Source organism: Sporosarcina pasteurii, from assembly GCF_041295575.1.
Taxonomy (GTDB): domain Bacteria; phylum Bacillota; class Bacilli; order Bacillales_A; family Planococcaceae; genus Sporosarcina; species Sporosarcina pasteurii.
Map to the genome: position 1 here is coordinate 945,996 of NZ_CP160452.1, position 19,507 is coordinate 965,502.

General features: G+C 39.9%; 20 protein-coding genes, 1 tRNA gene and 1 riboswitch. Of the genes, 20 read left to right on the forward strand and 1 reads right to left on the reverse strand.

Annotation, left to right across the window (positions count from 1 at the left end):
• The first annotated feature begins 30 nt into the window (after nucleotides 1-30).
• From AB1H92_RS04290 to AB1H92_RS04315, 6 genes are all read left to right on the forward strand, one after another.
• The gene (locus AB1H92_RS04290) at nucleotides 31-804 is read left to right on the forward strand and encodes an enoyl-CoA hydratase (protein WP_115362129.1); all 774 of its coding nucleotides are present in this window, start codon (nucleotides 31-33) and stop codon (nucleotides 802-804) included.
• Nucleotides 805-831: 27 nt separating this feature from the next.
• On the forward strand, nucleotides 832-1,605 hold the full coding sequence (locus AB1H92_RS04295; protein WP_115362127.1) for an electron transfer flavoprotein subunit beta/FixA family protein: 774 nt from the start codon (nucleotides 832-834) through the stop codon (nucleotides 1,603-1,605).
• Nucleotides 1,606-1,743: 138 nt separating this feature from the next.
• Nucleotides 1,744-2,721, forward strand: a complete 978-nt coding sequence (locus AB1H92_RS04300; protein ID WP_115362125.1) for an electron transfer flavoprotein subunit alpha/FixB family protein — start codon at nucleotides 1,744-1,746, stop codon at nucleotides 2,719-2,721.
• Between the two features lie 243 nt (nucleotides 2,722-2,964).
• A complete protein-coding gene (gene trxA, locus AB1H92_RS04305; RefSeq protein ID WP_115362123.1) occupies nucleotides 2,965-3,279 on the forward strand; it encodes a thioredoxin in 315 nt (104 codons plus the stop codon).
• Between the two features lie 236 nt (nucleotides 3,280-3,515).
• Complete coding sequence (gene uvrC, locus AB1H92_RS04310) at nucleotides 3,516-5,306, forward strand: excinuclease ABC subunit UvrC (RefSeq protein WP_115362121.1); 1,791 nt, start codon at nucleotides 3,516-3,518, stop codon at nucleotides 5,304-5,306.
• A gap of 54 nt (nucleotides 5,307-5,360) precedes the next feature.
• Nucleotides 5,361-5,538: riboswitch (Lysine riboswitch) on the forward strand.
• A 94-nt stretch (nucleotides 5,539-5,632) separates the two neighbouring features.
• Nucleotides 5,633-6,853: an aspartate kinase gene (locus tag AB1H92_RS04315; RefSeq protein ID WP_115364123.1), complete on the forward strand. Its 1,221-nt coding sequence runs from the start codon at nucleotides 5,633-5,635 to the stop codon at nucleotides 6,851-6,853.
• A gap of 64 nt (nucleotides 6,854-6,917) precedes the next feature.
• On the opposite strand, the gene AB1H92_RS04320 is transcribed toward AB1H92_RS04315, so the two are convergent.
• Nucleotides 6,918-7,331 carry a YslB family protein gene (locus AB1H92_RS04320; RefSeq protein ID WP_115362119.1) on the reverse strand — a complete coding sequence of 138 codons (414 nt, stop codon included), beginning with the start codon at nucleotides 7,329-7,331 and terminating at the stop codon, nucleotides 6,918-6,920.
• Between the two features lie 370 nt (nucleotides 7,332-7,701).
• Between AB1H92_RS04320 and AB1H92_RS04325 the strand changes: the two genes are divergently transcribed.
• The 14 genes from AB1H92_RS04325 (at nucleotide 7,702) to AB1H92_RS04390 (ending at nucleotide 18,942) form a co-directional block, all read left to right on the forward strand.
• A complete protein-coding gene (locus AB1H92_RS04325) occupies nucleotides 7,702-8,310 on the forward strand; it encodes a succinate dehydrogenase cytochrome b558 subunit (RefSeq protein ID WP_115362117.1) in 609 nt (202 codons plus the stop codon).
• 58 nt (nucleotides 8,311-8,368) lie between these two features.
• A complete protein-coding gene (sdhA, locus tag AB1H92_RS04330) occupies nucleotides 8,369-10,123 on the forward strand; it encodes a succinate dehydrogenase flavoprotein subunit (protein ID WP_115362115.1) in 1,755 nt (584 codons plus the stop codon).
• Nucleotides 10,124-10,128: 5 nt separating this feature from the next.
• A complete protein-coding gene (sdhB, locus tag AB1H92_RS04335) occupies nucleotides 10,129-10,911 on the forward strand; it encodes a succinate dehydrogenase iron-sulfur subunit (protein WP_115362113.1) in 783 nt (260 codons plus the stop codon).
• 152 nt (nucleotides 10,912-11,063) lie between these two features.
• Nucleotides 11,064-11,507, forward strand: coding sequence for a thioesterase family protein (locus AB1H92_RS04340; protein ID WP_115362111.1), 444 nt, complete (start codon nucleotides 11,064-11,066; stop codon nucleotides 11,505-11,507).
• A 72-nt stretch (nucleotides 11,508-11,579) separates the two neighbouring features.
• On the forward strand, nucleotides 11,580-11,804 hold the full coding sequence (locus tag AB1H92_RS04345) for a helix-turn-helix transcriptional regulator (protein ID WP_115362109.1): 225 nt from the start codon (nucleotides 11,580-11,582) through the stop codon (nucleotides 11,802-11,804).
• A gap of 123 nt (nucleotides 11,805-11,927) precedes the next feature.
• Nucleotides 11,928-12,347: a MarR family winged helix-turn-helix transcriptional regulator gene (locus AB1H92_RS04350; protein WP_115364122.1), complete on the forward strand. Its 420-nt coding sequence runs from the start codon at nucleotides 11,928-11,930 to the stop codon at nucleotides 12,345-12,347.
• Nucleotides 12,348-12,357: 10 nt separating this feature from the next.
• The gene (gene racE, locus AB1H92_RS04355; protein ID WP_115362107.1) at nucleotides 12,358-13,155 is read left to right on the forward strand and encodes a glutamate racemase; all 798 of its coding nucleotides are present in this window, start codon (nucleotides 12,358-12,360) and stop codon (nucleotides 13,153-13,155) included.
• Nucleotides 13,156-13,339: 184 nt separating this feature from the next.
• On the forward strand, nucleotides 13,340-14,101 hold the full coding sequence (rph, locus tag AB1H92_RS04360; RefSeq protein WP_115362105.1) for a ribonuclease PH: 762 nt from the start codon (nucleotides 13,340-13,342) through the stop codon (nucleotides 14,099-14,101).
• Complete coding sequence (locus AB1H92_RS04365) at nucleotides 14,098-14,730, forward strand: XTP/dITP diphosphatase (RefSeq protein WP_115362103.1); 633 nt, start codon at nucleotides 14,098-14,100, stop codon at nucleotides 14,728-14,730. The genes rph and AB1H92_RS04365 overlap by 4 nt, the downstream gene beginning before the upstream one ends.
• A complete protein-coding gene (locus AB1H92_RS04370) occupies nucleotides 14,708-15,193 on the forward strand; it encodes a metallophosphoesterase (RefSeq protein WP_115362101.1) in 486 nt (161 codons plus the stop codon). The genes AB1H92_RS04365 and AB1H92_RS04370 overlap by 23 nt, the downstream gene beginning before the upstream one ends.
• A gap of 188 nt (nucleotides 15,194-15,381) precedes the next feature.
• A complete protein-coding gene (locus tag AB1H92_RS04375; RefSeq protein WP_166739471.1) occupies nucleotides 15,382-15,546 on the forward strand; it encodes a hypothetical protein in 165 nt (54 codons plus the stop codon).
• A gap of 162 nt (nucleotides 15,547-15,708) precedes the next feature.
• Nucleotides 15,709-16,254 carry a DUF420 domain-containing protein gene (locus AB1H92_RS04380; RefSeq protein WP_115362099.1) on the forward strand — a complete coding sequence of 182 codons (546 nt, stop codon included), beginning with the start codon at nucleotides 15,709-15,711 and terminating at the stop codon, nucleotides 16,252-16,254.
• A 450-nt stretch (nucleotides 16,255-16,704) separates the two neighbouring features.
• Nucleotides 16,705-16,778, forward strand: a tRNA-Arg gene (locus tag AB1H92_RS04385).
• Nucleotides 16,779-17,670: 892 nt separating this feature from the next.
• Nucleotides 17,671-18,942 carry a RidA family protein gene (locus tag AB1H92_RS04390; RefSeq protein ID WP_115362095.1) on the forward strand — a complete coding sequence of 424 codons (1,272 nt, stop codon included), beginning with the start codon at nucleotides 17,671-17,673 and terminating at the stop codon, nucleotides 18,940-18,942.
• Nucleotides 18,943-19,507 lie beyond the last annotated feature (565 nt).

Below are 19,507 nucleotides of genomic sequence, written 5' to 3' on the forward strand. Positions count from 1 at the left end.
ATACAGATTTGGAAAAGGGGATGGGATGAAATGGAGTTTTTGTCAATCGAACAAGAACAAGGTGTTGCAACAGTAACCATTAATAGACCACCTGCCAACGCATTAGCGCGTGCGTTAATTCTTGAGATTAACGCATTGCTCGACCAGGTTGAAGAGGATGATAACGTACGTGTTGTTGTTCTTCGCGGTGAAGGAAGGTTTTTCTCAGCAGGCGCGGACATTAAAGAATTCACAGACGTTACATCAGGCGAAGAGTTTACAAAACTCGCGTCGAATGGACAAGAAGTTTTTGAGCGACTTGAATCTTTCCATAAACCTGTTATTGCAGCCATTCATGGAGCGGCGCTGGGTGGTGGATTAGAACTGGCGATGGCCTGTCATATGCGTTTCGTATCGGATAATGCAAAACTTGGCCTGCCGGAATTACAACTAGGGTTAATTCCTGGCTTCGCGGGAACACAGCGACTGCCGCGTTATGTGGGGGTGCCAAAAGCCGCTGAAATGCTGTTAACGAGTGACCCAATTTCTGGTAAAGAAGCAGTTGATTATGGGCTTGCGAATAAAGCTTTTTCAGAGGAAGAGCTGTTCAATAAGACTGCGGAAATCGCACAGAAAATTGCTAAGAAGAGCCCGATTGCAGTGAAAGCAGCTTTAGAAATGTTGCAATTTACTAAAACTTCCACTTATTATGAAGGCGTTCAAGCCGAGGCGAATTCTTTTGGTGAAGTATTTGTTTCTGAAGATGCTAAAGAAGGAATTCAAGCATTTATTGAAAAGCGAGAACCTGTATTTCAAGGGAAATGACGAAAATAGCTGAGGAGGGTGTTATTAATGAATATTTATGTTTTGGTAAAACGTACTTTTGATACTGAGGAAAAAATTACAGTTAATAATGGTGCAATTGTTGAAGATGGGGCGGAATTCATCATTAATCCATATGACGAATATGCAATTGAAGAAGCAATTACAGTTCGCGATGAACATGGCGGAGAAGTAACTGTTATTACAATCGGGGATGAAGAAGCAGAAAAACAGCTACGCACAGCTTTAGCAATGGGTGCAGATAAAGCAGTTTTAATTAATACAGAAGATGATTTAGATGAAATGGATGAATTTACAGTTGCGAAGATTATTTCTGAGTACTTAAGTGATAAAGATGCAGATTTGATCCTTGCAGGAAACGTTGCAATTGACGGCGGTTCAGGTCAAGTTGGCCCACGTGTTGCAGAAATGCTTGGCATAAACTATGTAACTACGATTACAAAGCTAGAAATTGACGGTACAGACGTGAAGATTGTTCGTGACGTTGAAGGAGATTCTGAAGTACTCGAAACAGCACTGCCATTATTAGTGACGGCGCAACAAGGGTTAAACGAGCCACGTTATCCTTCATTGCCTGGGATTATGAAAGCGAAAAGAAAGCCGCTAGAAGAGTTGGAGCTCGATGACCTGGATCTTGATGAGGACGACGTAGAAGCAAAAACTGAAACGGTTAATGTGTTCTTACCACCTGCAAAAGAAGCGGGACGAATCCTTGAAGGTGAAATAGCAGATCAAGTGAAAGAACTTGTTCAGTTACTGAAAGATGAAGCGAAAGTCATTTAAATTTTCACTTGATTGTTCAAGAATTTAGCTATTAATCATAGAAAACTAGATGTATATATTGATATTTAATTGGACGAGTATTAAGAGGTAGAGCGAGAAGTTCTTCTTCTTTTATATCGGATATAGGAGGGACAGGGAATGTCAAAAAAAGTATTAGTACTTGGAGAAACTCGTGATGGTGTCTTACGTAACGTTTCATTTGAAGCAATTGCAGCTGCAAAAAAAGTTTCAGCAGGCGGAGAAGTTGTTGGGGTACTACTAGGCGATTCCGTTCAATCACTTGGGGCAGAAATGATTCAATACGGTGCAGACCGTGTTGTAACGGTTGAGCATGAAAAATTGAAACAATATACTTCAGATGGCTACAGCCAAGGATTCATGGCGGTTTGCGAACAAGAGAATCCAGAAGCAATTGTTTTTGGTCATACAGCATTAGGAAAAGATTTATCTCCTAAAATTGCTAGTAAACTAGCAGCTGGCCTCATTTCAGATGTAACTGAAATTGAAGGAGAAGACGATGATGCTTTATTCATCCGTCCAATTTATTCCGGGAAAGCATTTGAAAAAGTAAAGCATAAAGAAGGGCTTCTGTTCATAACAGTACGTCCGAATAACATTGCGGCCTTGGAAAAAGATGAAAGTCGTAGCGGTGACGTTACTTCTGTTGATGTGGATGTAAAAGATTTACGTACAATTATTTCTGAAGTTGTTCGTAAAGCCACTGAAGGCGTTGACATGTCAGAAGCGAAAGTCGTTGTTGCTGGTGGGCGTGGTGTGCGAAGTGCAGATGGCTTTAAGCCACTACAAGAACTTGCGGACCTATTAGGTGGTGCAATTGGTGCATCACGTGGTGCATGTGACGCAGATTACTGTGACTATTCACTACAAATCGGTCAAACAGGTAAAGTTATTACGCCAGATCTTTACATCGGTGCTGGAATTTCTGGTGCTATCCAACATATGGCAGGGATGTCAAACTCCAAAGTGATTGTCGCCATAAACAAAGACCCAGAAGCGGAAATCTTCAAAGTTGCGGATTACGGCATCGTAGGGGACTTATTCGAAGTCATTCCAATGATGATTGAAGAAGTTAAGAAATTAAAGGTTCATGCATAAATCATTAATCGAAAAGGGGAGTCTTCTATGTAGAGGACTTTCTTTTTTATTATCATATTGCGGAGGTGTGATTCAACTGTGTACTTGGCATACTGGGGGATTGATAGAGCTGCTTTTGTCACGTAAAGCATGATGATTCGAATATAGTAGGGACAGGATTAGTGAATAGGCATATTTTTCGCGGCTTATTTTTGAGCATGTTACAATACAGAAGAGTTGTAAATCAAAGGAGGAAGATTTGAAATGGCAATTATTAATGCGACAGACAAAGACTTTGCAGAACACATTGCAGAAGGTGTTGTACTTGTTGATTTTTGGGCACCTTGGTGCGGACCTTGTAAAATGATTGCTCCAGTATTAGAGGAGCTTGACGGTGAAATCGAAGGGAAAGCGAAAATTGTAAAAGTTGACGTAGACGATAACCAAGAAACTGCTGGTAAATTCGGAATTATGTCAATTCCTACACTTGTTCTTTTCAAAGATGGCGAAATGGTTGAAAAAGTTGTTGGTTTCCAACCTAAAGATGCACTCGCACAATTAATTGAAAAGCACGCATAATTTCAGCGGTAAGAGAATGCGTTGCTAGCAATAAAGATACATTAAATGTCTGTTTTTTCAAGTCGCCGGGGCCATTTTAAGGACCCCGGCTTTTTATATCTAGTTTCGAGCATCAGATGAACGAAGGCGCACTTTTCCTTAGGAAGTCGCCTTTTTAAATGGATTTTCTCGTTTGATTGGCTTATGCTAGTCACATCGAAGCATGTGCTCTATGCTTGAATGAGTAGGTGATAAAAATGAATGATTTAATAAAAGAGAAGTTAGCGATTTTACCCGATCATCCCGGATGCTACTTAATGAAAGACCGTCAAGGGACTGTCATTTACGTCGGGAAAGCGAAAGTGTTGAGGCAGCGCGTTCGCAGCTACTTTACAGGCAGCCATGATGGGAAAACGCAAAGACTCGTAAGTGAAATTGTTGATTTTGAAACGATTATTACGTCTTCAGATATTGAAGCGCTTATTTTAGAATTAAATTTAATTAAACAATATGATCCGAAATATAACGTCATGTTGAAGGATGATAAATCGTATCCTTACTTAAAGATTACAGCTGAACGTCATCCAAGATTAATCATTACGAGACGTGTGAAAAATGACAAAGGAAAATACTTTGGTCCTTATCCAAACGCATATGCGGCGGGTGAGACGAAGAAGTTATTGGACCGAATTTACCCATATCGTAAATGCCAAACATTACCGACCAGGTCATGTCTGTACTATCACCTAGGACAATGTTTAGCACCTTGTATTCATGAGGTAGAGGAAGAGACGTACAAAGAAATGATTGCAAACATCACTCGTTTTTTAAACGGCGGGTATAAAAGCGTGAAAAAAGAATTGACGGAAAAAATGAATGAGGCAGCGGAATCATTAGAGTTCGAACGGGCAAAAGAGTACCGTGACCAAATCACGAATATCGAAATGGTAATGGAAAAACAAACGATGACGATGAATGACTTTACTGACCGAGATATTTTTGGCTATGCGGTCGATAAGGGCTGGATGTGTGTCCAAGTATTTTTTGTCCGTCAAGGTAAGCTGATTGAGCGAGATGTCTCAATTTTTCCTTTATATAAAGATCCAGAAGAAGAATTATTAACGTTTATCGGACAGTTTTATGGTAAGTCAGACCACTTAATTCCGAAAGAAATATTATTACCTCCCGATGTGGATGCAGAAGTTGTAAAGCAATTATTAAGCGTACAAGTATTTATTCCACAAAGAGGGAAAAAGAAAGACCTCGTACAGTTGGCGATGAAAAATGCACGAATTTCATTGTCTGAGAAGTTCCAACTAATCGAACGGCAAGAACAGCGAACAGTTGGTGCTTGTGAGGAACTTGGCGAAGCGATGAACATTGCTGTTCCGCATCGTATTGAGGCATTTGACAACTCTCATACGCACGGTGTGGATCCTGTTTCGGCAATGGTTTCTTTTATTGACGGTAAGCCGAATCGTAAAGATTACCGTAAGTATAAAACGAAAACCGCCGCGATGCACGATGATTATGGTGCGATGCGTGAAGTTGTGAGAAGGCGATATGTGCGTGTTTTAAAAGAAGATTTACCGTTGCCTGATTTGGTAATAATTGATGGCGGAAAAGGTCAAATGGAAGTGGCACGGGAAGTCATTGAAGATGAATTAGGCTTATCGATTCCGATTGCTGGATTGGCAAAAGATGAGAAGCACCAAACGTCACAACTTCTTTACGGCGATCCAGTCGAACTAATTCCATTAAAGAGAACAAGTGAAGCCTTTTATTTGTTGCAACGAATTCAAGACGAAGTGCATAGATTTGCGATTACATTCCACCGTCAACGAAGAGGGGCAAATACGATAACTTCTTCTCTGGACAACATTCCAGGCATTGGACCGAAAAGAAAAACGGCCCTGCTTAAACATTTCGGCTCTGTGAAAAAGATTCGGGAAGCAACAGCTGAAGAACTTCAAAAAGCTGGATTGCCGGAAAAACTAGCAGAGTCTGTGGAAGCATATTTCCAAAAAGAATTGCCAGAAAATAAGTAATATGTTAGAGTGAAGACACTGAATTATTTCACTATATGATAGATAATCATACTTAGTGAGGATAGAGGCGCAAATATTAAAAGTATTCTTCAAGAAGGGAACAGCCTAGCGATTGAAGAAGAAAGGGGTATTTGCCGAAGCGAGTAATCGAACTGTTATCGAGTACTTGCTGGATTTCCGTTGAATAAGCGGGAGTCTGTCAGGATATTTTACCTGGAGAGCTATCCCGTAGGAGACACTGTTTTTTGTGTACACTCTAATCGGACCAGCTCTCATTTATTAAATGAGGGCTGTTTTTGCGTTTCAGGGGAAAGTGGGTGGAGATTTTGGAGAAGATTGTAATGAAGTTTGGTGGAACATCGGTTGCCAATGAAGAAAGAATTGAAAGGGCAGCTTCTTTAATTATTGATGAAGTAAATACAGGGAAACAAGTGGCTGTTGTTGTGTCTGCAATGGGAAAAACGACAGATAAATTACTAGCGCTTGCAGCAGATATTCATCCTGATGCGGAAAAACGTGAATTGGATATGTTGCTTGCAACGGGTGAACAAGTGACTGCTTCCTTACTGGCAATGGCAATTTCCGCGAAAGGGATCCCATCGAAATCATTTACCGGGTGGCAAGCAGGCATTAGAACGGAATCAATCCACAGCAACGCACGCATTGAAGACGTCGATTCGAAAAGAGTAGTAGATACACTAGAATCAGGCGCGGTGGCGGTCATCGCAGGTTTTCAAGGTATTGATCACGATGCTGAAGTCACGACGCTTGGCCGGGGTGGCTCGGACACGAGTGCAGTTGCGGTTGCGATTGCAATTAATGCCTCCGCATGCGATATTTATACGGACGTTGAAGGGGTTTTTACGACAGATCCGAGAATGATAGAAGAGGCAGCAAAATTAAATGAAATCTCTTATGATGAAATGCTTGAATTGGCAAATTTAGGTGCGGGCGTACTTCACCCGCGTGCAATTGAGTTTGCTAAAAATCATCAAATGCCGCTTCGTGTAAGACCAGCTCATATAAACGGCGAAGGCACGATGATTAAGGAGGAAATTGAAATGGAAAATAATCTTATCGTACGTGGAGTTGCTTTTGAAGAAGACATCGTACGCATTACAATTATGTACGACACCCCTTACAATGGTTCGCTTGCGAATATATTTACTGTGCTCGCTGAACAGCAAGTAAACGTAGACATAATTGTTCAAACAATCATGGATGGAGAACAACCGTCTGTTTCATTTTCAATTAAAAATGAAGACTTTGCAAAAGCGATGAACGTGCTAGAGATGAATAAAGAAGAACTTGGCTATAAACGAGCAGATTTCGAAGTGGGACTGGCTAAAGTCTCTATCGTAGGCAGTGGAATGGTTTCGAATCCTGGCGTGGCGGCGCACATGTTTGATGCATTACGCGATGCGTCAATTCCCATTAAGATGGTCAGCACATCTGAAATTAAAGTCTCAGTCGTTATTCCTAGTATGTATATGAAAGAGGCAGTCGCCGTGTTACATAAAACATTTGAACTTGGGCATGTAGGGTAATTAAATAAATCGTTGAAAAAGGTACAAAATATCACCTTTTTCAACGATTTTTAATATGGGGAATTTAAACGGTTTCTTTTTTATCCCACGCAATATGGAAAGTAATTGATTGTTCATTACGCTCAGGGGCCGCATAACACTCTGTAAGCACGCCATTCAGTTTTTGGTATTGCTCTGCAAGAAATCCCGCTTCTAATTGGAAGTTTCGCTCGCTTACTTTTAGATTTTCACCAGGGCTAATTAATTTGTAAAAGGCTTCTTTTTTTGACTTTTTTTCAAGTTGAAGCTGTCCCCAACCAGCTTCAAGGAAAAAAGAAGGGATTTCTTCCATGCTGAAAACTGGAAACTTACGAGCAATTTCTTTACCGGCCCAGTAAAGAATATCGCCTTCATGTTTACCAAGAATACTTGGCAATACATGGTCTCGTATTAATTCATAACCGAATTGGGTCGGTTCCCCGTATGTATGATTCTCCACGTTTTATTGCACCTTTCTAAATTGTCCTATCTGTCATTCCATTATGAGGTTAATGATCAATTTCACAGTAGAATGGTTATCGACTTTTAATTTTTCAAATAAAGAGGTTGTACAATGTTTTTAAAAATAGCGTATAAATAGATCGTAAATTTTAAAGAAATCCGCAATTTAAATAGTCGAATTATGGTAAACTACTAACTTTTTTGTGTTATTAAACAATTCAGCACCTTGACCTCTTTAAAACGTACGAGTACAATAGTATATGCTATAACATTGTACCATGAAGAGGGATTCGGTCAATATTTCTTCAGGTTTTTTCAATGACGAACTATGAAACCGATTTCTTCAGTAATAAGGGAGGGTAAAAGAATTGACGAGAGAATCTGATTTTTTTGTGCGCCGCCTTCATTCTTTGCTAGGGATTATTCCAGTTGGACTTTTTCTAGTTCAACACTTAGTCATTAACCATTTTGCGACACGAGGACCAGAAGCATTCAATCAAGCTTCAGACTTTATGGGGAATTTGCCATTCGTTCTATTTTTAGAATGGTTTATTATTTATATCCCATTAATGTTCCACGCGTTTTATGGTGTATACATAGCTTTCACGGCAAAGAATAATGTTAAGCGCTACGGTACGTTCCGTAACTGGATGTTTATGTTACAAAGAATTACAGGGGTATTCCTAGTAATCTTTATCGCATGGCACATCTGGGAAACAAGAATTCAAAAGGCTTTAGGAGCAGAAGTGAACTACGACATGATGGCGGATATTTTAGCGAATCCGTTCATGCTTGTATTTTATATTGCGGGTGTAGTTGCAGCTGCGTTCCACTTGTTTAACGGAGTATGGGGTGTTCTTGTGACTTGGGGAATTGCACAGTCACCACGTTCACAGCAAATCGTTACGTATATCACGATGGCAGCATTCGTAATCCTTTCAATCATTGGTGTTCAAGCATTATTTGCATTTACTTAATTGATGTATAAACTATGAATTTATTAGTCTACTTAAATTTTTGAGGAGTGAAACATTCATGACAAAAAGCAGAATGATTGTTGTCGGCGGCGGTCTCGCAGGACTGATGGCGGTCATCAAAGCAGCAGAGGAAGGTGTACCGGTTGACCTGTTCTCAATTGTCCCGGTTAAACGTTCCCACTCCGTATGTGCCCAAGGCGGTATTAACGGTGCGGTAAACACGAAAGGGGAAGGCGACTCGCCTGCGATCCATTTCGACGATACTGTATACGGTGGAGACTTTTTAGCGAACCAACCTCCAGTAAAAGCAATGACAGAAGCAGCTCCAGAAATTATTCACTTATTTGATCGTATGGGCGTTATGTTTAACCGTACGCCAGAAGGCTTACTAGATTTTAGACGTTTCGGTGGAACGCTTCATCACCGTACTGCATTTGCTGGTGCGACAACTGGACAACAACTTCTATACGCGCTAGACGAGCAAGTGCGTCGTTATGAAGTAGAAGGTCTTGTACAAAAGTACGAGCATTGGGAGTTCCTAGGTGCAATTCTTGACGACGAAGGAATTTGTCGTGGAATTAAAGCGCAAAATATGTACACGATGGAAATCGAATCCTTTAAAGGTGATGCAGTCATTATGGCTACAGGTGGCCCTGGAATTATTTTCGGGAAATCCACGAACTCTGTGATTAACACAGGTTCAGCGGCGTCTATCGTTTACCAACAAGGTGCTTATTATGCAAATGGGGAGTTCATCCAAATTCACCCAACAGCGATTCCTGGAGATGATAAACTACGTCTCATGAGTGAGTCAGCACGTGGTGAAGGTGGACGAGTATGGACATACAAAGACGGGAAACCTTGGTACTTCCTAGAAGAGAAGTATCCAGATTACGGTAACCTAGTTCCACGTGATATTGCAACACGTGAAATCTTTGATGTGTGTGTCAACCAAAAGCTAGGCATTAACGGTGAGAACATGGTTTACTTAGACCTCTCTCATAAAGACCCGAAAGAACTTGATATTAAGCTAGGTGGAATTATCGAAATCTATGAAAAGTTCATGGGTGACGATCCACGTAAAGTACCGATGAAAATCTTCCCGGCGGTTCACTATTCAATGGGTGGTCTATGGGTTGATTACGACCAGCACACAAATATCCCAGGTTTATTTGCCGCGGGTGAAGTTGATTATTCACAGCACGGTGCAAACCGTTTAGGTGCTAACTCCTTATTATCTGCTGTTTACGGCGGAATGGTGGCAGGACCGAAAGCTGTTGAATATATGAAAGGCTTGAAGAAAACAGCAGAAGACATTTCTTCATCTGTGTTCGATTCCGCGGTCAAAGAAGAGCAAGCGAAATGGGATGCGACGCTTAAGATGGACGGAACGGAAAACGCTTACTTACTCCACAAAGAACTTGGTGAGTGGATGACAAACAACGTAACTGTTGTTCGTTACAATGATAAGCTAAAACAAACTGATGCAAAGATTCAAGAGCTTCTAGAAAGATATGAAAATATTAATATGACGGACACGCAACAATGGTCTAACCAAGGCGCAACGTTTACACGTCAGTTGAAAAATATGTTGTACTTAGCGAGAGTCATTACAATCGGTGCACTTCAACGTGACGAGAGTCGTGGGGCGCATTACAAGCCAGACTTCCCTGAGCGTGATGACGAGAACTTTATGAAAACGACGATGGCGAAATTTGACGGGCAATCTGCACCGATTTTCCATTACGAAGACATCGATGTGTCACTCATCCCGCCACGTAAACGCGATTACTCCACAAAGAAAGGAGATTAACGTAAATGAGCGAGCAAACTGCTACAGCACAAAAAACAATTAAATTTGAAATTCGTCGTCAAGATACAGCGAACTCAACTCCGTATTGGGAAGAGTTCGAATTAGAATACAGACCAAATATGAACGTAATTTCTGCACTAATGGAAATCCAACGTAACCCTGTCAACGCAGCTGGCAAAAAGACGTCACCTGTAACTTGGGAAATGTCATGTCTTGAAGAAGTTTGTGGTGCATGTTCAATGGTCATTAACGGACGTCCACGTCAATCGTGTACGGCGCTTATTGACCAATTAACACAGCCAATTAAACTAGAACCAATGGCTACGTTCCCGGTTGTTCGTGACTTAGTCGTTGACCGTAACGTAATGTTTGATTCATTGAAGAAAGTTAAAGCATGGGTACCAATCGATGGTACATACTCTTTAGGTGAAGGACCACGAATGCCAGAGCGTAAACGTCAATGGGCATACGAATTGTCAAAATGTATGACGTGCGGTGTATGCTTGGAAGCATGTCCAAACGTTAACGACAAAACAGACTTTGTTGGTCCAGCAATTTTATCGCAAGTACGTCTGTTTAACACACACCCAACAGGTGCAATGAACAAAGACGAAAGACTACGTACGTTAATGACGGATGGCGGGATTGCTGAGTGTGGGAACTCACAAAACTGTGTAGTTGCCTGTCCAAAAGGGATTCCACTGACGACATCAATCGCAGCACTTAACCGTGCAACGTCTATCCAAATGTTCAAAGACTTCTTCGGAAGCGACCATATGGTAGATTAATAATAAATAAAATCCTATCTCAACGTAATGTTGGGGTAGGATTTTTTTAGTTTTTTTAAATCTCTGTTTTCCCTGAAGGTATATAGAATAATCTGGCATTGTAGTATAATGAATGAGTATTCACTAAACTGATAGGGAAGAAGGGTTGAGAAATGAAAGCATCTTATATTAATGATTTTGACATATGGTCCTCAGAATTTACCTATGCAATCCCATTAACAGTACGATTTTCAGATGTCGATATGTATGGAATTGTCAATAATGCAGTAATCATCTCTTATTTAGAGTATGCGAGAATTGAATATTTTAAGGTGATCGGGTTGATGGATAGTTGGATGAATTCCGAAGCAACGATCGTTCCTGTCGTAGCTGACATACAATGTGATTATGTAAAGCCAATTCAATATGATGAAAATCTTGCTATTTATGTTAAAGTCGATACAATCGGTACATCTTCTATCGATATTCACTATCTTGGGAAAAATGACAATGGGGAAGTTGTTTTTACAGGAAGAAGTACAATGGTTCAAATTGATAAGAGAAGCGGTAAAGGTTTCCCGTGGTCTAGAGAAGAGAGATTGCTTTTTGATAATTGAATAGGGGAAAGCCGTCACGACCTGTGAAGCTTTCACATATTTTAAGGTGAAAGTGGATAGGAGGGGCGTGTCTTGAAAGATGGACCGAAACATCGATCGTTGCTGACGGGGAGAGAGCGTGAAATTTTTAACTTGCTTATTGAAGACCAGACAACAAAAGAAATTGCAAGTCAACTAGGTATCAGTGAAAAAACTGTTCGAAATCACATTTCAAATACAATTCAAAAGCTTGGAGTTTCAGGTAGAGCGCAAGCAATAATTGAGTTATTGCGGCTTGAAGAATTACATTTGCGATGAAATTTGTTGCCTTCAGGAGCAAAAAAAGAGAGAATAGAGTTACAGTAATCGGTTTTCAGGGAGTTGGTTAACTTGACGGAACGGATAGCATCGGCAAATCATGATGAAAAAGAAGTGGCACGCATGGAAAAAGAGTTAAGATACGTTGCTGCGATTATCAAACATAATGGACGAAAAATCTTAAAAAATTATACCATCACACCTCCTCAATTCGTTGCGCTGCAATGGTTATTTGAACACGGGGATATGACAATTGGTGATTTATCTAATAAAATGTTCCTCGCATTCAGTACAACGACAGATTTAGTTGACAGAATGGAGAATAATCATTTGGTGAAGCGGGTACGCGACAATAAAGATCGACGTGTTGTAAGAATTCAACTCCTTGCAGAAGGAGAGCGTGTTATTGAAGAAGTAATCGATAAGCGGCGCCATTATTTAAATTCGGTGTTGTCCGATTTCGACGAGGCAGAAGTTCAACAACTCTCTCAATTGCTGTCAAAACTTCATCAAGAGATGAAGAAAGATTGGAAAGAGGATTGAGGGATTCATAATGGTTAAACCAATCGGAGTTATTGACTCGGGAGTCGGAGGGCTTACTGTAGTCAAAGAAATGCTAAACATCTTGCCAAATGAATCGATTATTTATTTAGGGGACGACAAACGCTGTCCATATGGTTCACGTTCAGTTGAAGAGGTTCGAAAGTTTACGCTTGAAATGGTTGAAAGGCTTTCGGAGATGGACATTAAAATGCTTGTTATTGCCTGCAATACAGCAACTGCAGTCGCGTTAGATACGATTCGTCAACTGTTTAGTTTTCCTGTCATTGGCGTCGTAGTTCCTGGCGCTCGTGCAGCTGTGACAAATTCAACGACAAAACAAATAGCAGTGCTCGGCACGACTCGTACAATCAAAAGTGGTGCGTACAGTGATGAAATCGTACGTCAATTACCTGACGCGGTCGTTTATCCACTTGCTTGTCCTGATTTTGTCCCGATTGTTGAAAGTGGTCAATACAAATCAGAAAATGCAAGGTTTACTATAGATCGAACGTTGCAAAATTTAGCGGAGAAAGATTTCGATGTAGCAATTTTAGGGTGTACGCATTATCCCCTTTTAGAAGGGCATATTAAAAGTTGTCTCCCAGAACATGTACAAATTATTTCATCTGCAGTGGAGACCGTTAGAGACGTCGAAAAAGAATTAGACGAAAAAGGAATAAAAAGTGAGAAGTTTACCGAAGGAAATGTTTTATTTTATACGACAGGCCCTCGAGAAAATTTCAAGTCAATCGTGACAGATTGGCTTCGGTTAGAAAGTCCTGATGTCAGGACGATTACTTTACCGTAAAATCCGGTACGCCTACTAGTGGGCGGCCGGTTTTTTGCTTTCGTAAAAGACTGTATGATAAAGTAGTACCCTATAGAACAAAGTGTGTAATGAATAGTAGTTGTTCGTTATAGAAATATTACCAGTCATTTTTAATTAAAAGTTTCCCTAACGAAAAGGAAATCAAAATAATGGAGGAATTTATATGACAAGACATGATAACCGATTGGGAAATGAATTGAGACCTGTCAAGATTGAAACAGAGTACTTAATTCACCCAGAAGGTTCTGTACTCATTTCAGTTGGAAATACGAAAGTCATTTGTACGGCAACGATTGAAGACCGTGTCCCGCCTTTTTTAAGAGGAAGCGGGAAAGGATGGGTGACAGCTGAGTACTCGATGCTGCCACGTGCTACGGGGCAGCGTACGCAGCGTGAAGCGACGAGAGGAAAGCTTGGCGGCCGTACGATGGAGATTCAACGATTGATTGGACGAGCCTTACGTGCGGTAACTGACTTGGAAGCTCTCGGTGAGCGTACGATTTGGGTGGACTGCGATGTTATCCAAGCGGATGGGGGAACACGTACTGCCTCCATTACTGGGGCTTTCGTTGCGATGGCGATGGCTGCAGACAAGATGGTACAGCAACATGATTTGAAAAAGTTTCCGATCACAGACTTCTTAGCTGCGACGAGTGTAGGTGTAATTGAAGAAGATAAACTTGTACTTGACTTGAACTATATTGAAGACTCCGCTGCGGCTGTTGATATGAACGTCGTCATGACTGGCCAAGGTGCCTTTGTAGAATTGCAAGGTACAGGGGAAGAGGCGACGTTTACACGTGATGAAATGAATGGCCTCGTTTCACTTGCGGAGGCAGGCATCGAACAATTATTTTTACACCAAAAAGAAGCGCTTGGATCCATTGCAGAGCGTATCGGTAAAGAGGTAGGCGAAGAAGGGTGAAAGAGGTATTAATTGCGACGAATAATAAAGGAAAGCGCAAAGATTTTGAAGCGTTATTTCATCCGCTTGGCATCAATGTGTTAACGTTACAGGATGTTGAAAAAACGATTGATGTAGAGGAAACAGGGGCGACCTTTGAAGAAAATGCCATTTTAAAAGCTGAAACTGTTGCGAACTTACTTGGAAAAACGGTAATTGCTGACGATAGTGGGCTCGAAATAGATGCCCTAAACGGCGCACCTGGCGTTTATTCAGCACGTTATGCCGGGATTGAATGTGATGATGAAAAGAATATTGATAAAGCGTTAGAGGAGCTCCGCGGTGTCCCAAGTGATAAACGTACTGCGCGCTTTCGATGTGTATTAGCTGTCGCGGGTCCGAAGATGGAAACAACAGTGTTCTCGGGAAGTTGTGAAGGGCTCATTACCGAAGAACGAAAAGGAACAAACGGCTTCGGCTACGACCCGGTTTTTTATGTGCCATCAAAAGACCGAACGATGGCTGAATTAACTGCAGAGGAAAAGAGCAAGATATCTCATCGAGGTGCGGCATTAAAAAAACTGCAAGCTGAACTTTCGACAATGATTCAAAAGGTAGGAGAACAAATTGAAGATAATTGTACTGAGTGATTCACATGGAGATAAAACAACGATAGAAAAAGTAGCGACACAACAAGCGGATGCCTACTTTCACTGCGGTGATAGCGAAATAGCCTATCATGATCCGGTATTTCAATCTATGTACAAAGTGGCTGGAAACTGTGATATAGACGATGAATATCCAGATGAAGTAACAACGACGATAGGCGGAAAGAAAATTTTTATGGTACATGGTCACCGTCATGATGTGAAAGGTTCCATGATGGGGATGTATTATAGCGCGAAAGAGAAAGCAGTAGACATCGCCTTATTTGGACATTCACATATATATGGTGCAGAGATGAAGGACGGCATTTTATTTGTCAATCCGGGCAGTACAATGCTTCCGAGAGGCGGAAATCCTGCCACTTATGCGGTAATCGAGTTGGGCGAGAAAGTAGTTGTGACATTTAAGGATTTAAATCATGAAATTGTGGATTCGGTAGAATTCTAAAAAGCATAAAGTAAGATGTCGTGTCATAGTGTAATCGTGATAACAAAAATTAGGTCCAAACCCGACTTTTCGGGGAAGGGCCTTTTTTATAAGTAAATATAACGGTATAAAGCCTAACTAACGTATGGTGCTCAATTACTTGATTTATACATAAATTATTAAGAGTAAATGTTAGGGAGGTCAAGAAGGTGAGCGCCGAGTTATCGGTCGAAATCATTTCGGATGATATACACAATATTACAATTGCGATTCTATTAAAAGGTCGACTCATTAGTATTGTTTCTGGTAATGCGGACATAGTGTTTGCGGAATTAACTAAATTATTCCGAGGTGTTAAGCTGTTGTCTTGCTAAAAGTGCGGGAGCATGTAAAGCAATTCAAGTAGTATTCTAATGTTTTCGAATCAGTCACAAAGTTAATGATACTTCATTAAACTGTCAGAATTGTTTTGTTGGGTTGTGTTCAAATATGTTAAAATTAAATAAAGATGATTATAAGAAATAGAGGTAAGTTATATGAATTCGATAACTGAAGAAAATTTTAAACCCCGTAATTATAAACCTGCCATCATTATTTTAACGATTGTTTTAATCAGTGCTATCATCATTTTACTGAGGATGCCCGGTGTTAAAGATTTCGATGCTTTCGATGTGACAATTTTACCTTTAATGAATGCAATCCTTAACGCAAGTTCATTTATCTTTCTACTTGCAGCATTGGTTGCGATATTAAAAGGGAATATTAAAGTACATCAACGATTTGTTTATGCGGCGCTGTTTTCAACATTATTATTTTTAATCATATACGTAATCTTTCACTTTATCGCTTCAGCAACATCCTTTGGCGGAGACGGATTTATGAAGATATTTTATTATTTCATACTCGTTACCCATATTGTTTTTGCCATCGCAAATATTCCTTTAATGTTAACGAGTGTGACGAGTGCTTGGAATCGGAAATATGCGTTTCATAAGAAGTTATCTCGTTGGACGATGCCAATTTGGTTGTACGTTAGTCTTTCTGGAGTGTTAGTTTATTTGTTGATTAGACCTTATTACTAATCTGGTTTGTATGCTTGTTCTGTTCTAGCGGTGAGAAGAAGGTGTGTGAGGGATTAACCATAGAAGTGGGGAATCCTTCTAAATACAACATGGTAGAAGTGAGTTTTTAGGAAGACTAGCGCTCATCGTGAAATTAAAATCATATAATAAAAAGAGCTTCCAGGTGCGTGTTCGATTGTTTAGATGAATTGAAATACAAAGAAATTAAATTTATTGCTACATTTTGTTTCCATTTTGATGAAAAGATGTTATAGTTATTCATGGTTATCAAATAGATGGCAGAAGTTACTGCAAAGACAGGCGCTTTTTATAGTCAAAAAATGATTCTAAAAAACATTTTTATTTTTTATAAAAAAAGTGTTGACATCCTCTAGATGATTATCGTATAATAGTATTTGTCGTTGAGGTCATTGAAGTTAATTCGAAATGACGAACGCGATACATAAACGTGTCCCAGTAGCTCAGCTGGATAGAGCAACAGCCTTCTAAGCTGTGGGTCAGGGGTTCGAATCCCTTCTGGGACGCTAACCGAAAGCCTATGAACATTATGTTCATAGGCTTTTTTTCTAATTTATTATAATTAACTAGGTAGGAACTTAGGGAGGTTGAGTTCATTTTAATCAATGATAAGCATACTTATTCCAAATAATCTTCTGTATTATATCTTCCATCTGTTCAGCTCTTGCACGAAAGTTTTTCTATTTGAAAAATTAATGGAGAATATCGGCGGTCGTGAAAATAGATTTACTTTAATTATGAAATCTTTTGCTATTCATTCAACGAATCCTCCATCGACTGACATGCAGGACAGTGGATCGAAAATAAATGAAAAAACGACGGGTATCATAATGTTAATGGCGAATGAAAACGAATGAAAACACTGGGGATTATTCCGAAGAAGATATGTGGGGCTATTGAAGGAGCTTAATATGAGCAATTTTAAGAAAGACTGCTATAATAGCATTCAGAGTATCCACTCGAGAAGTTACATGCATGAAGCGTGCCAAAGATTGAGCCAATGCGGTTAATAAATCCAACACTAACCTCGGTGCATGGTTGCTGGTGTAAATCCGCGGAAATCTGATAAATCTAAATTAGGTGGCCTTACCACCTCCATCAACAAGTGCCGTGAAAGCTGATGGAGTGTATGGGTAATGCGCGCATGTAACTATTGCGATGGAACTCTTTTGCAAGGTAAAGCAGCGACATGGTTGAGTTGAAGATAATCTTCAAGCTTCAGTCGATGCCATAATTTTTAATGATTTTGGCGTCGGATAGGGGCGTATCTGTTCTGAGCACAGTCATCCGCTTTTAGTCTATGCAATCACGGAACTATGGTTAGTCAGGTTTTCGGTGCGAAACTTTAGTTAATAAAAATATCTATTAAATTATTTATCTAAAAGGGGATTACTATTCATGTGCGAATATAACGCAGTATTAGCAAGAAATACGGAAAATGCTCCAAACAGTATCGGTTCATATTCACAAACTGTGGCTTACTCTCATTACAATCATGTATCAGCTCAATTACCTATCGAACCTGAAACTGGTAAATTGGTAGGTGGCGGCATAAAAGAGCAAGCTGATCAGTGTTTTAAGAATATTAAGGCGATTGTAAATGGCATCGATCATGTTATGAGCGATGTTGTTAAAATCACTGTATTTGTTAAAGATATTAAAGATGTCGATGAGGTAGACGAAGTTTATAAAACATTTTTCCCAACTTATGTTCCTGCACGGACGATAGTCGCAGTTGCAGCGTTACCAATGGATGCTTTAGTGCAAATTGAAGCACTTGTTTCAAATGGTGAAGGTACAATTCCGGACGCACCGCAAGCAGGCGACCTTATCAAGCTGACAAATAACACAGAAAATGCACCAACAAGTCTCTTGTCTACACAAACTGTGTCTTTCTCTCATTACAATAATCTTTCAGCTCAATTACCGATTGATCCGAAGACAGGTAGATTGGTAGTTGGTGGTGTAAAAGAACAGACAGGACAGTGTTTAAAAAATATTAAGGCAATTTTAGAAAGTATCGACGTTCCTTTTGACGATATTGTTAAAATTAATATTCACCTTAAGAACCTCTCGGATATTGAAGCTGTAAACGAAGTGTACACAACATTTTTCCCGGACTCGGCGATCGCGAGAGCCGTAGCCTATTTCCCGGCACGAACAACAGTTGAAGTTTTAGCTTTACCTATAGATGCTTTGGTACAAATTGAAGCGGTAGTGTCACACGGAGATGGTACACCTCCGCAAGCTATTGAAGATAGGCATGGAATTATCATAGAGGCGAACAATACTAAAAATGCACCTAAGTGTCCGCTATCTACTCAGACTGTAGCGTTTTCTCATTATAATCACATTTCAGCTCAATTACCGATTGATCCAAAAACTGGAGAAATGGTAGCTGGTGATATACAGGAGCAGGCTAGACAGTGCTTAAAAAATATTAAGTCAATTATAGAAAGTATCGAACACGTTATGACCGATGTTGTTAAAGTAAATATCTTCGTTAAAAACATCCTAGATATTGATGCTGTAGACGAAATTTACACAACATTCTTCCCTGGCGGTATTCCTGCACGAAGTACAGTTGGCGTATCTGCTTTACCTGGAGATGCGTTAATCCAAATCGATGCAATTGTATCAAACGCTGAAGGAACTCCACCGATAGCATAATAATCATTCGTATATATGTACGGGCTTCATCTTTTTTGTTAATCAAGGTTGGTAGTGCGTGTAAAATCGCATATTTTATACATAAAAATGAGGCAACACTTGTTTTGTAACAGTGTAGATGGAGAGGCATCAAGGTTTTAGCCGATTATGGCAAAAATCTTGATGTTTTTTTAGTTTTTGGGCATAATAAATAAACTGATTTAGCAAGAAATCTATGCAATTAAGTTTATATAGAAGGTGACGCCTAAACTTTTTCGTGTAGTTTGTTCAGTTTATAGTCAAAATGCGGAAGCGAAACTAGGTCTTCACACCTTTGCGCTCTCTTTTTACAGGTTTTTCAAACCCGTAAACTTCCTTTGTAATTCGGTTATAAATCATAAATATCACTCACTTTCTAAGGTTTTTAATGGAGTGTGTTTAGGAATTTTCGAAAGGCAGTCTAGTGAAAGTATTCGGAAGAATTTTGTTTTGAACATTTTTTAGTGGAATCCTTTTAAAGAATTTAGATTTATGTTATACATATATTCGCCGGGTCTTTTCTATAGTGTTTAGTTTACCAAATCCA

Excerpts from the sequence above, each read along its gene's own strand:
- AB1H92_RS04290 (WP_115362129.1), top strand. The coding sequence starts at position 31 with ATGGAGTTTTTGTCAATCGAACAAGAACAAGGTGTTGCAACAGTAACC.
- AB1H92_RS04295 (WP_115362127.1), top strand. The coding sequence starts at position 832 with ATGAATATTTATGTTTTGGTAAAACGTACTTTTGATACTGAGGAAAAA.
- AB1H92_RS04300 (WP_115362125.1), top strand. The coding sequence starts at position 1,744 with ATGTCAAAAAAAGTATTAGTACTTGGAGAAACTCGTGATGGTGTCTTA.
- trxA (WP_115362123.1), top strand. The coding sequence starts at position 2,965 with ATGGCAATTATTAATGCGACAGACAAAGACTTTGCAGAACACATTGCA.
- uvrC (WP_115362121.1), top strand. The coding sequence starts at position 3,516 with ATGAATGATTTAATAAAAGAGAAGTTAGCGATTTTACCCGATCATCCC.
- sdhA (WP_115362115.1), top strand. The coding sequence starts at position 8,369 with ATGACAAAAAGCAGAATGATTGTTGTCGGCGGCGGTCTCGCAGGACTG.
- sdhB (WP_115362113.1), top strand. The coding sequence starts at position 10,129 with ATGAGCGAGCAAACTGCTACAGCACAAAAAACAATTAAATTTGAAATT.
- AB1H92_RS04340 (WP_115362111.1), top strand. The coding sequence starts at position 11,064 with ATGAAAGCATCTTATATTAATGATTTTGACATATGGTCCTCAGAATTT.
- AB1H92_RS04350 (WP_115364122.1), top strand. The coding sequence starts at position 11,928 with ATGGAAAAAGAGTTAAGATACGTTGCTGCGATTATCAAACATAATGGA.
- racE (WP_115362107.1), top strand. The coding sequence starts at position 12,358 with ATGGTTAAACCAATCGGAGTTATTGACTCGGGAGTCGGAGGGCTTACT.
- rph (WP_115362105.1), top strand. The coding sequence starts at position 13,340 with ATGACAAGACATGATAACCGATTGGGAAATGAATTGAGACCTGTCAAG.
- AB1H92_RS04380 (WP_115362099.1), top strand. The coding sequence starts at position 15,709 with ATGAATTCGATAACTGAAGAAAATTTTAAACCCCGTAATTATAAACCT.
- AB1H92_RS04390 (WP_115362095.1), top strand. The coding sequence starts at position 17,671 with ATGTGCGAATATAACGCAGTATTAGCAAGAAATACGGAAAATGCTCCA.